A 13203-nucleotide genomic window follows, 5' to 3' on the forward strand; every position below is an offset into this window, starting at 1 on the left:
AAGCGTGACGCCATTGTCCGCGCGGCTGCCATTCGGGCTCGTCATCCTGCCGCCGATGACCGAAGATGAAATTTACGCCGATTTCGCCGCGCGCGGCGTCCCTGTGCAGAAGCACGAACATGCGGCTGTCTATACGGTCGACGAAAGCGCTGCCATCCATGAGGCGCTGCCGGCCGCACATACCAAAAATCTGTTTCTGAAGGACAAAAAGGGGCATTTCTGGCTCATCACACTACCGCATGATCGTCGTGCCGATCTGAAAGCCTTTGCCGAACTGCTGGGCGCGGGAAAATTTTCGTTCGGAAAGCCGGATGATATGGAGCGCCTGCTCCACATCACACCCGGCGCGGTTTCGCCCCTCGCTGCGCCCAATGCGTCGGCCGAAGAATTGACCGTGGTGTTCGATGCAAGCTTCGACGATCAGCCGCTGATCGCCGTCCATCCCCTGCGCAATACCGCGACGATCGCGATGCCGTTCGACGCCCTGACAGGCTGGCTGGGTGACAAGGGGCATGAGCCCCGTATCGTCAAGCTGCCCTGACGATGTAGCCATTGCGGCCAAGCCTATGCGCCTGGCGCGCGCCGGTCATCAATCCATAGTGTATGGGAACAGGATGACACACGTTGGGTGAGCGAGCCTGGTTCGCGCCGCGCGTCATGCTCTCGACTCTCTTGCTACGCACTATTTGGGCGGGATGCCCATTATCAGCGCATCCCGCCCAGGAGTTTAGCTTAACCCCGTCAAACGAAGCGGTCTGTCATTCTTCGTTGGCGTAATAGGCCTTATAAGCACCGTAGAAGGCCAGCGGATCACTGTCCGCATAGAGCGACTGCTTCTTGAGGTCGACGGCATTGAGGACCACGCCCGACAAGGGCGCTTCGCTGGCCTTAAGCGCTTCCACCGCCGCTTTTGCAGCAAAGCGCGATGTCCGGCGCCACCTGGTGATGAACACCACATGGTCGGCCTCCCGACCGATGACCGTCGCATCGCTAACGGCCAGGACAGGCGGCGTATCGATCACGATGACATCATATTTCTTGCGGGCCTTTTCGATCAGGTCCGAAAACTGGCCTCTTGAGAAAATGTCTATGCCCTTGGCGGTCACGGCGACCAGCAGCAGATCAAGCGGGGTGCCAGTGGACACCAGGGCCGACGCCAGATCGATCTTGCCGGTGGCCACTTCGGCTATGCCATGTTCGGGCGTCGCGATCCCCAATGATGCGGCGACCTGCGGCCGGCGCACGTCGGCGTCGATCAGCAATACGCGGCTGCCTGCCTTGGCTATGGACAGGGCCAGCGACGTCGCGATGGTCGTCTTGCCTTCATGCGGCAGGGCCGATGTGATGACGATCACCTGTCCCGTCGGCAGGGCCTGCTTGGCATGTCCGCCGCGCAGCGTCATGTTGAGCGCCCGGACTGCTTCAGAAAAGCTCGACTGAGGCTTTTCATAGACAAGACGCGCCAGATGCTCGTTATAGTTTTTTGGGCTCACCCCAGGGATGGATGCGATGCGATTGAGCCCCAGATGGCGTTTCACATCCTCACCGGAGCTGATCTTCACATCGAGCAGCTCTGCGATGATGATCGCCAGCAACCCGAAGGTGAGAGCGGCCGCCAGCGTCAGCAGGATCAGCAGAGGCCGGTTGGGCGAGCTGGGCGAATTGGGCGGCGAAGCGACAGAGACGATGCTGGCGTCGGGCGTGGCGAGTTCGTCCGTGGCGACGGTTTCCTTGCGACGCTTGGCCAGGTCTTCATAGACTGCGCGCGATGCGTCGGCGTCCGTGTCATATTTCCGGGCAGTCACCGATGCGTCGGAATTGCGTATTGCGGCCGATCGCTGCTGGGCGATCGCGGCGCCAAGGCTGGCGACTTCCTGCTGTGCAGTGCTGACTTCGGCCGCCAGACCGGAAACGATCCGGCGCGTTTCAGCCGCGATTTCAGCATCGATTTCGGCCAGCTGGTTGCGGGTCCGCGCCACTTCGGGGTGGTTCTCACCGTAGCGGGTAGTGGCCTGCGACGCATCGACCGCGATTTTCGCACGCTGCGAACGCAGGTCGCGGATGACTTGCGATGCGAGCACGTCGGGCAATGACGACGGATTGTTCTGTGAACGGCTGGCGGCATTGTAACGCGCGCGCTTGGCGGCCAGGTTGGCAGACGCTTCGGAATGTTGCCGCCGCAGGTCCGCGATGGTCTGCTCATCATAGGAAGAGGGGTTCGAGCCGCTGGTAATGCCGGTGCGCGCCCGAATGGAGGACGCACTGGACGCATTGCTTTGCACATCCGTGCTCAGCGCGCGCATGCGCTCTGTGTAGAAATTTTGCGCCTTCTCGGCGACCGATCGCTTATATTCGGCTTGCTGCGCCAGATATTCGCGCGCTGTTGCGTTGGCTATGTCGGCTGCGGTCTGGGGCGAGCGCGACGACACGCTGATGTTGATGACATAGGTCAGGCCCTGTCGCCCGACCGACATATGATTGAGCAGCGAGTTGGTGACAACATCCAGCCCCGGCCGCACAGGCGGGGGGGATTTGCCGAACAGCCCGCCCAGCCATTCGCCAAATCCGGGATCGCGCAGTCTGGGGTTGAATTCCGGATCGCGGTCCAGATGGAGTTTCTCGGCGACGCGACGGGCAAGGTCGGGCGAACGCAAAACCTGCACTTCGGTATCGACCGCAGCCGAATCAGCAGGCAAACTCGATACGATCGACTGCCCCTCTGCAACATTGGTCGATCGACGTTCGATCAACACGCTGGTTGAGCTGACATATGTGCTGGGGATGATCAGCGCGACGGCCAAGCCGATTGCCAGCACGACCGTCGCCACGATGAGAAAGGGTATCCGCCTGCGCAGCATGATCAGCCACAAAGTGCGCAGATCAATTGGGCTGTCTTCTGTAGGCGTTACATATTGGCCTTCAGCCGTTGTCATCGTTGCTTCCTTTGCGCCGACTTTGCGCCGACCTGATATTTGTCCATCGTCATCGTGGTGAAAGATTTACTTTCTGACACGAGGAGATGCCCTGAAATCAGGGTTCTTGCATCGCGGCAGAAGTGAGTCAACAACGGTAACCTTACTGTTGCCGGTCACCACCCTATCGCCCGCAAATCACGACCAAGCCTCTGTTCCCAAACCGTGACTTCGCTGTCGGTCAGACGCGTCAACTTGCCATCGACATCGGATGGCGCGCGGGACGGCGCCTGCCCTTCCGCTTTGCGCACAAAAACGAAATTGCCCCGTTTGATACGGCGCAATTGCTCGTCGATCCTGCCCCATAATGTGCCGGTGTCCGGCATGCGGGTCTGGTTCTCGCGCGGCAGAGTTTGGGGCAAACCCTGTTCTGGAATGTCGAGAAATGCGGCGATCCGCGCCCGTTCGGACATGAAATCGGTCACCATATCCTCGAACAACAGGATCAGTATATTGTCCTGACCGAACAGACGTTCAAACGGTTCGATCTGGTCGGCAAACAGGCTGTTGGTCAGATAGCGGAAATTCCACAGCACATCATCATATTGGCGCACATAGGGCCCGGCGACGACTTGGCGGGCAGCCGCTGCGACCTCGATATTGGCCCGTTCGGCCTGAACCGCGGCTACGGGATCGTCGGGCAGGGAGAGGAAGGCCTCCTGTGCGGTGCGGCGTTCATGCCCCCGCTTGAGCATGTGGAGAAAGCCGGAATAGGCGCGCTTGCGCGGGCTTCGCAGGGCGAAGATGAATTTTGTGTCGGGGCCCAGCAGGCGGTAAATCCGCTCGGCTATGGCCGGGTCCGCCATATAGGTGGTCGTGCCGTCCACAACGACCGGCGCATCGTCGGGAACGCCGCGGAAACAGCGACTGAAGCTTGCAAGCCGCTGTTCGTTGACGGCGCGCGAGAAGAAGTTGGGTTCTTTGGGATTGGAAAGATAGCAGTCGGGATGCTGCTCCAGCGCTGCGCACAAGGATGTCGTGCCCGATTTCTGCGAGCCAGCCACGATAAGATTGGGAACGGTCATGAGAGCAGCCATATTCAACTTTGCACCTGGCGCGGGCGCGTCCGATAGGACGCAATGCCCAGCGTCAGGAAGCAATAGGTCACAAAGAACCAGCTAAGGTCGGAATGTGTCAGAATGTTGGAATCGGTGATGCTATATATGGAATAATATGCCCATACGCCGATGTGGAACAGGTTGGCGGGATCACGGGTCTGCCGGATGTTGCGCAGACTGCGCGCCAGAAGGATGAACCAGGCGAACAGGAAACAAATCAGCCCCACCATTCCCAGTTCCAGCCACATGTCGAGATAGCCGTTATGGCCGTTCGCCGTCATCGCCATGGTCGCTGAACCTTCCGACCAATGCGCATGGAAGTCACGCAGATTGGCCGTCAGCTTGTCGACCCAGAAGGTCTTGTATCCGGCCCCCATCATTGGGCGATTGATGCCGATGGCATAAGCATAATCCCACAGACGCGTACGGCCCGACAGAGTCAGGTCGCGCCCCAGCAGCGTCAGCAATCCGATCATCAGCGATGGCAGCACGACGATGGTGCCGAACAGGGCAAAGGCCGACAGACCCGCGCGCAACTGTAAGGTAAGGCGCCGCTGCCATCCTTCGGGCATCACGACAAAGCGCGTAAGCCACATGGCGCCGAGCCCGCCGACAAAGCCGATCAAGGGCGTACGGGAGTTGGAGAAAAAGAGCATCACCAGACTGACCAGCACGACCGCTGCCCATCGACGGCGGGTAGAACCCTTTGTTGCGAAGGCCTGTGTCGCGAAAACCAGCATGGAAAAGGCCAGTACCGGGCCGAAATAATTCTTGCCGGGGTAAATCCCGCGGATCGACCCGCTTTCAGCATATTTGCCGACGAAATTGAACCCTACGCCGGGAATCGCGAGCGAAATCACGTTGATGACCAGCACGGCAAAGCAGATCTTCGCCAAGATCGGCAGCCATTGTTCGTGCCGTTGCTGCATTGCGACGAACAACACGGCCTGACTGAAGAGGATCAGGGCGAAAAAGCGGCGGACGGCCGCATCGGGCTGAACGGACCACATAATCGATGCGCCCGCCCAAACGAGCAACAGCAATAGCGGCCAGGCCGGGCGAAGATAGCGCAGCACTTCGCCAAAGCGTGCGATCATGATGAACAGGGCGGGGCCATAGACCGCGATGCTGAGCAGCTGGATGATCGCTGACCCTTCCTCGCGCTGTTCGATCGCGCCTGCCCAATTGCCCGCGAGCGCGGACAGCAGGGCTGGATAGAGCAGGATATAGACGACTATCCCGATGGCATAGCGCAGTTCCAGATTGCTATGCGCACGCGTGCCGCCGGCCATGGCGGGCGGTCGTGCGGAGTTTGCCGAAAGCATTTGCGTCATCAGCGTCGGTCGCCTTGTTGCAGGACAGCATTGTCTGTCCAAGAAGCGTCCGGCTTTGTCCAGTGCATAAACCATTTGCCAGTTTCAGAGTTTGCATTTGCCTGCCGCATGATCTCGTCGGCTTATCGCTTCGATCGATGTGCCAAGGAGCCATTTCGAGACAGACCGTTGAGCGTCAGGCGTCTTTCGCCCGACGTCCGCCTCTGCTTGCGAGAGGCCTCGCGGTGGGGTACAGAGTCTCGCCTGCCGACTAGGGTGGCGTTTTCATGTCAGGATATGCGCCATATGACGTTGCCGCCGGCCAGCATCGATCTGCTTTGCACGTTTTTCAATGCTGCCGCCACGCTGGAGCCCACTCTGGCATCCCTGTCGTCCCAGACACTGGCTGATGCCCGCTTCATTCTGGTGGATGACGGGAGCACGGACGACAGCGCGGCCATCGCGCGAGCATTTTGCGACAAGGATGGCCGGTTTGCCTTGTTCACCAATGCTGATCGGGGGCGTGGCAAGGCGCTCAACTTCGCATTGTCGCAAGGAAGCGCGCCGCTCGTGGCAATTCTCGACGCGGACGATCTGGCGCATCCGACCTGGCTGGAAACGGCGTGCGCTGTCATGGATGACCGGCCGGATGTCGCCGCGATCAGTTTTGAACGGTTGATGATAGGCCCTGGCGAGACTGCCGACTGGACACGCATTCAGCCTCAGGCAACGGCGCTGACCGATGTGACCCATCGATTGGGCCGCAAGAACCAGCTTTCCCATTCAGGTTCATGCATCCGGCGCGACGCCATGCAGGCGGTGGGCAATTATGCCCTCAATCGTCGGAGCCATTTCGACTATGATCTTTGGGTACGTCTCGGCGCGGCGGGTTTTCGGCTTGCCCGTTGCGCGCCGGTGCGGATTGCCAAACGCTATCATTTCGGACAGAAATTCGCTTGGTCACCGGGCTATTTTCTCTCCACCTTCGAGGTGCAGAGGCGAGCGATCCGTTCCCTGAGCGATCGTCCAGCGACGGACTGGCTGTTTGCGCTGCGCGATCTGGCCCGAAACTTTGCCAAATATCCGCTACAGCAATGGGCCGTGCGGCGAAGGGGTAACTGAGTATTGCAGTTGCAACAGCGCGCGTCGTTACTTCTATGGAGCGAGCCCGGCAGTCCCGATCCTGCGATAGCGGTCAATAGGCGTTTTTGTGCACGACCACGCCAAAGGTCGCGAGCAGGATGCTGATATCCCGAAAAATCGACCAGTTGCGCAGATATTCAAGATCGTAACGCAGGCGTTCGGTCAGGTCGCGATGGGTTTCGGTCGCGCCTCGGAACCCACGGATCTGAGCCAGTCCGGTAATGCCGGGCTTGGTCGAATGACGCAGCCAATAGCGCGTATCGACTTTCCAGAACAGGTCATTGCCGGCCTTCGAACCAAGAGCATGCGGCCTTGGCCCCACCAGCGACATGTCGCCACGCAACACGTTAAAAAGCTGAGGCAATTCGTCGATGGAGGTGGCGCGAATGATCCGTCCGACGCGCGTGATCCGCTTGTCGTCGCGCGATGCCGATTTGCTGCCGGTAGCGTCGGCCAGATCGTCCCGCATGCTGCGGAACTTGTAGACATAGAATAGCCGGTTGCCCCTGCCCATGCGCAGCTGCTTGAACAGTACCGGCCCCTTGCTGTCCAGTTTGATGCAGATGGCGGTGATCGCCAGCAAGGGCGCAAGGAACAGGCACACGGAGCAGGTCACTGCCAGATCGAAAACCCGCTTCAATGCACGGCTTCGCAAATCGAGCGGGCCTGTGGAAACACGGATAGACGCCGATTCCAGCCTCAACTTGGCATGATCGGAAATGACGGGTTGCAGTTCGGGGATCAGCAGGCTGCCGATGCAGCCTACGCCTTGCAGGAAAAGGGACCAGTTTTCACGTTCATGGACCGGACAATCGACAAGCACACGGTCATATTCGCGGATCTTGCTGCTCAGCGCATGCAGGACGGCGGGATCGTGCAGATCGATCTTCAAACCGAGATCAGCGCAAAGGACGATATCATAACCTTCCATTTCGCGCGGTTCCACGCCGTCCACGATGAACAATTTGCGCAAAAGCCGATTGCCGACGATGCGGTGGATGAGGAGGAAGAAAGGAAGGCGAACCAAAAGCAGCAGCGTGAACGCCGTGATCGTGCCCGTGAACAGTACCAGCCGGGACATGGTATCGACATGTTTCGACGCGAAAAAGCCCAGAACGGCAATCGACAGGGCCCACATCATGGCCATGGCCGCGCGCCTGACCGATGTGGTGAGCGATTGCATGGAATCGAGCGTGTAAAGTCGACCGTAAAAGGCGATGACCATGAATACGGATACCAGGACGATAATCCAGTTCCGGCTCTCCCCCACGGGCAGGTGGCCAAAACGCATTAGGCTGGCAAAAGAAAAACTGCCGATCAGGATCAGCACGTCGAGCGCCCATTGCAGCCCATAGATGCCGACACGAATTAGACTGCCATCCCTACGGGACTTCTCAGCCGAAGTACTAGTTCCCGCGGCTATATACACGGCTACCCCTTAATACCTGCTCGACGCGGGCATCTTAATACCCCAACATTACCGGATGCCTTATGCCAGGCAATGAGTTTATGCCGTCTAATGTTTCATTTTGAAACCGTGAAGCAATAATGGGACAAGTACGCAATACGCGCGCGCCAGTCGGGTGCGTTCACGCCTTGGACCGTTGTTGCACATTATAGTCACGATTAGGCGCTGGGGCAAAGACCCCGTGCACATTTGCACACAGGGTCTGCCAATATCTCCTGTCGAGGCGTCTGGTCGGGACTGCAAAGCCCAAAGCGACCATAGGCCTGGCGATCAGAAGAAGCGTTCGGGAATACGGATCGTGTCGCCAGGCAGTACGGGCGTATCCGCAGCAAGCGGTACGGATTCCTCGCTCGACTTGTCGCCATGCCGCACGAACACCCGCTTCTGGTCCGCGCGATAGGTATAGCCCTGCGCGATGGCGACGGCGCTAAGCACGGTCAGACCCGTGGCGAAGGGATATTGGCCCGGCTGCTTGACCTCCCCCAAAATATAGAAGGGCCGATACTGGCTGATATCGATATTTACACGCGGATTATTGATGAAACCGGCAGCATAGCGCTTCGTGATTTCCGCTTCTGCTTCACGGGGAGTCATGCCGTCGACCTTGACCAGCCCGATCAGCGGCAGCGATGCTTCCCCTTCGGTATTCACCGAATATTCCTGACCGGACAAAGCGGGTTCGTTGAATACGTTCAGACGGAACTTGTCGCCAGCCCCGATCCGGTATGTCGTCGTCGCGGCCACTGATCCGGGCGCTGCCGCGGGCAGCGGGCCACTGGTGGTGCATCCGGTCGTCAGTACCGAACTCATCATGATTGTCGCCACAATCCAGGCTTTAGAGCGCATAGCAAACCCCCAATTTCACAATTTTCCCTCGAATCGCCGAGGCAAATAAGCGGAATAACGGTCTTTATTGACCTTGCCATGGCGGTGTGACAAGCAACATCGACATATGCTGATGGGCACGGGAAGCGATGAAGTCACTACATTTATCCGACTCGCCTGAACCTGTCGCGCCCGTCATCATTGCCGACATTCCAGTTTCGCCCTTGTCCACTGGGCAATGGGTGCAACTGATGCTCGATGACTGCCGTGAGGCGCGCGAGGGCCGCGCGACGACCCGTTACCACGCTGCGATCAATGGCAATGTCATTTCCGCATATGCGCGTAACCGCGTATTTCGGGACGCCTATCGCCACGCTGACGCGGTGGCGGCTGACGGCGTTCCTGTATTGTGGGCGGCCAGGCTGATCGCCGGCCGGGAAATTCCCAATCGCGCGGCGACGACCGACTTGTTCCATGATCTTGCCGCAGCGGCGCAGGATCATGGCTACAGCATGTATTTCCTTGGCGCGACGGACGAAGAAAATGGCCGGGCCGTCGCGCGGGTTCGCCAGCTTTACCCGCGCCTTGTGATCGCTGGCGCGCGCAACGGCTATTTTTCCGCCGAAGAAGAAGATGCCGTGGTCCAGCAAATCCTCGATGCTCGACCGGATATTTTGTGGGTCGCTCTCGGGATGCCCAGGGAAGATGTTTTCGTCGCGCGCAACCTGCATCGCTTCGGCGGTATCGCCTGGGTCAAGACATGCGGTGGGCTGTTCAACTTCCTGTCCGCCAGTCGTCCGCGCGCGCCGATGTGGATGCAGCGGGCGGGCCTTGAATGGCTGTATCGCATGGCGTTGGAGCCGCGCCGGTTGTTCTGGCGCTATTTGACCACCAATCTGGACGCCATCTGGCAGATCCTGCGCAAGACGCCACGCCGCCAGGGATAGGCGGTAGCGGCCGTGCTCCCATTATCGGCAACAGTCCGCTCTGCGCGTGCCCTGCCGATGTTGATCGCAAGCTTCAGCCGGTTACGATAGCCCTGAAAAAGCTGGACCATGATCATGCGAGCGGTTTCGGCGGCACTGGGCAGGCGCGCTGAACGACCAAAGGAAAGTTGATAGCCAAGATAGGTGATCAGCGGGCCGACATGCGCCTCGAATATCTCGACCTGCCGCTGGCTCAATTCCTGCTGCCAGGCATCGATTCGTTGGGGGGCAAGCGCCTGGCCGACCAGATGATGTTGTTTGCGGGTCGATGGCGGCACATGATAGCCGCGCGCCGCAATCATCGCCTCGTCAAAGGGCAATTCCAGCGTTGCGCAAATGCGGCGCAATTCCTCATCCGGCCGGGCGAGCAGATCCTCATATCGCACGCGCGCCCAACGGTTGGGCGGCAGGCAGTCGCGAAGCGCCATGCCCATGGCCACCCGTTGAGACCAGAAATGGGCCGCGCTGGAAATGCTGTTTGGTCCCCAGTCAACCTTGAGCAGCGAATTGGCTACGGCTCGTCCATCGCGGACGATATGGACGAATCGCGCGTCCGGACACGCCTCCGCCAAAGCCCGCATATGCCGCACATTGCCCGGCTGATGTTCCACCCAATAATCTATATCCATGCGCCCCGATCGGGCACCATAGGTCCGCACCAGCCAATTCACCGCGTCCATGAACGTGCCGTATCCGGCGGGGCGCAGATCGCCGATGGAAAAATTCCACAGCTTGAAGCGCGGATGGGCCGTGATCGCGTCGATCGCCCGTCCCAACTCCATGATCTGGCGAGGATCATGAGGCATCAGGTCGGCGACAAATTGCGACTCGGGCGTTGCGATCATGCGGTTCCCACTGCCCAGCATGGCCCCCAGCAGGGTTGATCCGCTTCGCTGGCAGCCAACGACGAATATCGGGGTTATTTCTTTCCCGATCGCTGAGGGGATAGCCTTCGCGCCATATTCCCGATGCGTGGAGCAGGGGCTTGAATCGCCCGGCGGGATACCCTGCGCAGGCCAGGCCGGTTGGGTGCCGACAGGCGCGGGGGGCGGGGTCTGGATTATCCGCGCCATGTGGGCCACCCGAAATCGACGCCGAGCATGGCGCGGGTACGCTCTCGCGATCGGTGCAGGCGCTGGTCTAGCCAGGCGGCCATGGCAGGGGCAGGGGCAGGGTAGCGTCCCTCGTTCAGCCTGCCTTGGTCCTGCGCATGCGCGAAAGGTCCGATCGCCAGAAATGCCGCTATGCGATCGCGCTCTGCTGCCGGATTCTGTTGATATCGCTCCGTGGCGATGAACAGGAGTTGATCGGATCGGAACAGCGCCTGCCACCGGCTGATCTGCACGTCATATTCGCTGCGCGCGCAGTAGCTGTAATGTTGGTGCGCGAAGCGCGCCTGCCTGTCGGGCCCGACATGGTCGTGCGGCTTGATGATCCGTTCAGCTTCGGCGGCGAAGGCTGCCTCCGGTTCCAATGTTTCGAAACCGCGCGCGACTTCATGCCAATAATGCGACCATGCACGCGCGCATGGATCGCGCAGCATTACGATGATTTTCGCGTCCGGGCAAAAGGCGCTGATGCGTTCGGCGGCTTGGGGATGCATGAAATAATAAGGGGTACAATCCATCGTCATCACCGGCGCATCCACTCGGCGCATGCGCTCCTCTGCATCCTGCAACGACGGGAAGTGGGCGAGATAATTGTCGAGCGGGCGCATCTTGTGCCTGTCGAACTGATGGATTTCCTTGGCGACCGGCGCGATGATCTGCGGGTGGTTCGCCAGATCCCGGAACAATGATGTCGTGCCTGCCTTTTGTGCGCCGACGATGAAGATATGGGGCGACATGCGGTCACCGCGCCGAACGGCCAGTAGCGCCTGGAGTCGCGCAGTGGCAATGAACGAACGGGGACGATAAAGAATCCGCCGGCGCAGGGTCTGTTCGGTAGGCATGTCCATCAGACTATTTCGCCCCTCCCGTTCCATTCAGGTTTTGACTCGCATGGAATATTCTTCTTCTACAACCAATCGCATTTTCTTCCCACATCATTAACCATTTGATGTTAGGGGGCTGCTTCAAAATTGGATTCGCCAGATGACTGCATCTCTTCCATCCGCCGATCAAAACGCAGACATTGATCCGGCCGTGGTCGAATATGCGGTGCCTCGTCGTTGGGGCAAGCCGTCGGCGCGCCAGACCGTCGCGATCCTATTATGCGGGCTGATCCTGGCCGCGGGCCTGTCATTGGCGGTTCATTTTGTCGACGCGCTCACAGCGGTCCCGTCGCAGCCCGATTATGGCGTGCCCCCCAATTATGATCCGCGATCGCACATGGCGACCGGTCGATCGGCGACCGGCGTGGAACCGCCGCCCCTGATCTTCAAGCCGTTGGCCGCGCCCGATGCGCGTGCGATCAACGCTGCGCAGCCCTTTTCCACGGCGCCCCGGCCTCCCGCGCCTCCGTTCATCTATTCGGGGTCGGCGGACAATTGGCGGCGGGCGCAGGAATGTCTGGCGAGCGCGGCTTATTATGAAGCCGGTGACGATCCGGTTGGCCAGCGCGCGGTGGCACAGGTCGTGGTGAACCGCGTGCGCCACCCGGCCTTTCCCAAAAGCGTGTGCGGCGTCGTGTTTCAGGGCAGCGAGCGCGCCATCGGCTGCCAGTTCACCTTTACCTGCGACGGCTCGATCGTGCGGCGCCGCCCCAGCGCATCAGCCTGGTCGCGGGCGCTGATCGCCGCGAAGGCCGCGTTGAACGGCTATGTGTTCGGGGCTGTCAGCACCGCAACCCATTATCACACCGACTATGTCGTGCCTTACTGGTCCGCGCAGATGGACAAGCTGGTGATGGTACGCGGGCATATATTTTTCCGCTGGTCCCATGCAGGGATGCTGCGCAGGGTCAGCATGTCGGATGAACCCGTCATAGCGTCGATCGCCAGCCTGTCGGGCGATCAGAAAAAGGAAGATGGCCCGTCCTCCATCCTCTCCTACGACCTTGCCAAAATGGGCGACTGGCGCGATCGTTCGTCGGTGGCAAACGGCGCCGATCGCAAGGATGCCGGGACGGACGTTCCTGCATGGATATTGAAGGGCAGCCGACTGCATGACGCCGCACCCGCTGCCGGCGCGTATATGTTGTCGCTGGAACCCGGCGCATTTGCGGGTTCCTATGCCGTCACCGCCTATCGCATGTGCCGCGACAAGCCGGAATGTACCGTGATCGGCTGGCTCAACCCTGGCGACCTGCCATCCGGTTCTGTCATATCCGCCGCTGCGGCACGGACCATGTCGTTCTTCTATCGGGTGGATGGAGATCGGCGCAAGGAAACCGTTCTTTTCGACTGCGCCGTGATCGACCGGCCTGATCCGCGGCAGTGCCTGCCTGACAACCGCATGGGGCTTTTGCCCAAATAGGCCGGTCGCGTCTGGCGGCATG

11 protein-coding genes are annotated in these 13203 nt (G+C 59.9%); 4 read left to right on the forward strand and 7 right to left on the reverse strand.

Translation table 11 applies throughout. The features are described from left to right. Positions 1 to 4 precede the first annotated feature (4 nt). Positions 5 to 541 (forward strand): prolyl-tRNA synthetase associated domain-containing protein, encoded by a 537-nt coding sequence (locus SX1_RS02715; protein WP_255209684.1) that lies wholly within the window; start codon positions 5 to 7, stop codon positions 539 to 541. A gap of 217 nt (positions 542 to 758) precedes the next feature. Here the strand turns inward: SX1_RS02715 and SX1_RS02720 are convergent, their stop codons facing one another. From SX1_RS02720 to SX1_RS02730, 3 genes are all read right to left on the reverse strand, one after another. Next, positions 759 to 2933 carry a GumC family protein gene (locus tag SX1_RS02720; RefSeq protein ID WP_217996399.1) on the reverse strand — a complete coding sequence of 725 codons (2175 nt, stop codon included), beginning with the start codon at positions 2931 to 2933 and terminating at the stop codon, positions 759 to 761. Positions 2934 to 3088: 155 nt separating this feature from the next. Next, positions 3089 to 4009, reverse strand: coding sequence for a sulfotransferase family protein (locus SX1_RS02725; protein ID WP_043145197.1), 921 nt, complete (start codon positions 4007 to 4009; stop codon positions 3089 to 3091). Between the two features lie 2 nt (positions 4010 to 4011). Continuing rightward, positions 4012 to 5364 (reverse strand): O-antigen ligase family protein, encoded by a 1353-nt coding sequence (locus SX1_RS02730; protein ID WP_255209685.1) that lies wholly within the window; start codon positions 5362 to 5364, stop codon positions 4012 to 4014. 285 nt (positions 5365 to 5649) lie between these two features. On the opposite strand from SX1_RS02730, the gene SX1_RS02735 reads away from it, so the two are divergent. Continuing rightward, positions 5650 to 6465: a glycosyltransferase family 2 protein gene (locus tag SX1_RS02735; protein WP_026149437.1), complete on the forward strand. Its 816-nt coding sequence runs from the start codon at positions 5650 to 5652 to the stop codon at positions 6463 to 6465. A gap of 73 nt (positions 6466 to 6538) precedes the next feature. Here the strand turns inward: SX1_RS02735 and SX1_RS02740 are convergent, their stop codons facing one another. After that, positions 6539 to 7915 carry a sugar transferase gene (locus tag SX1_RS02740; RefSeq protein WP_255209686.1) on the reverse strand — a complete coding sequence of 459 codons (1377 nt, stop codon included), beginning with the start codon at positions 7913 to 7915 and terminating at the stop codon, positions 6539 to 6541. A 309-nt stretch (positions 7916 to 8224) separates the two neighbouring features. Continuing rightward, positions 8225 to 8767 carry a polysaccharide biosynthesis/export family protein gene (locus SX1_RS02745; protein WP_229380562.1) on the reverse strand — a complete coding sequence of 181 codons (543 nt, stop codon included), beginning with the start codon at positions 8765 to 8767 and terminating at the stop codon, positions 8225 to 8227. A 161-nt stretch (positions 8768 to 8928) separates the two neighbouring features. On the opposite strand from SX1_RS02745, the gene SX1_RS02750 reads away from it, so the two are divergent. Further along, positions 8929 to 9726 carry a WecB/TagA/CpsF family glycosyltransferase gene (locus SX1_RS02750; protein ID WP_026149438.1) on the forward strand — a complete coding sequence of 266 codons (798 nt, stop codon included), beginning with the start codon at positions 8929 to 8931 and terminating at the stop codon, positions 9724 to 9726. Here the strand turns inward: SX1_RS02750 and SX1_RS02755 are convergent. Both SX1_RS02755 and SX1_RS02760 read right to left on the reverse strand, forming a co-directional pair. After that, on the reverse strand, positions 9660 to 10838 hold the full coding sequence (locus SX1_RS02755; protein WP_019051816.1) for a sulfotransferase family protein: 1179 nt from the start codon (positions 10836 to 10838) through the stop codon (positions 9660 to 9662). The genes SX1_RS02750 and SX1_RS02755 overlap by 67 nt on opposite strands. Next, positions 10826 to 11722 (reverse strand): sulfotransferase family protein, encoded by an 897-nt coding sequence (locus SX1_RS02760; RefSeq protein ID WP_043145228.1) that lies wholly within the window; start codon positions 11720 to 11722, stop codon positions 10826 to 10828. The genes SX1_RS02755 and SX1_RS02760 overlap by 13 nt, the downstream gene beginning before the upstream one ends. 136 nt (positions 11723 to 11858) lie before the next feature. Here SX1_RS02760 and SX1_RS02765 point away from each other — a divergent pair, with 136 nt between their 5' ends. Continuing rightward, the gene (locus SX1_RS02765) at positions 11859 to 13181 is read left to right on the forward strand and encodes a cell wall hydrolase (protein ID WP_019051818.1); all 1323 of its coding nucleotides are present in this window, start codon (positions 11859 to 11861) and stop codon (positions 13179 to 13181) included. Positions 13182 to 13203: the final 22 nt, after the last annotated feature.

Source organism: Sphingobium xenophagum NBRC 107872, assembly GCF_000367345.1.
Classification (GTDB): domain Bacteria; phylum Pseudomonadota; class Alphaproteobacteria; order Sphingomonadales; family Sphingomonadaceae; genus Sphingobium; species Sphingobium xenophagum.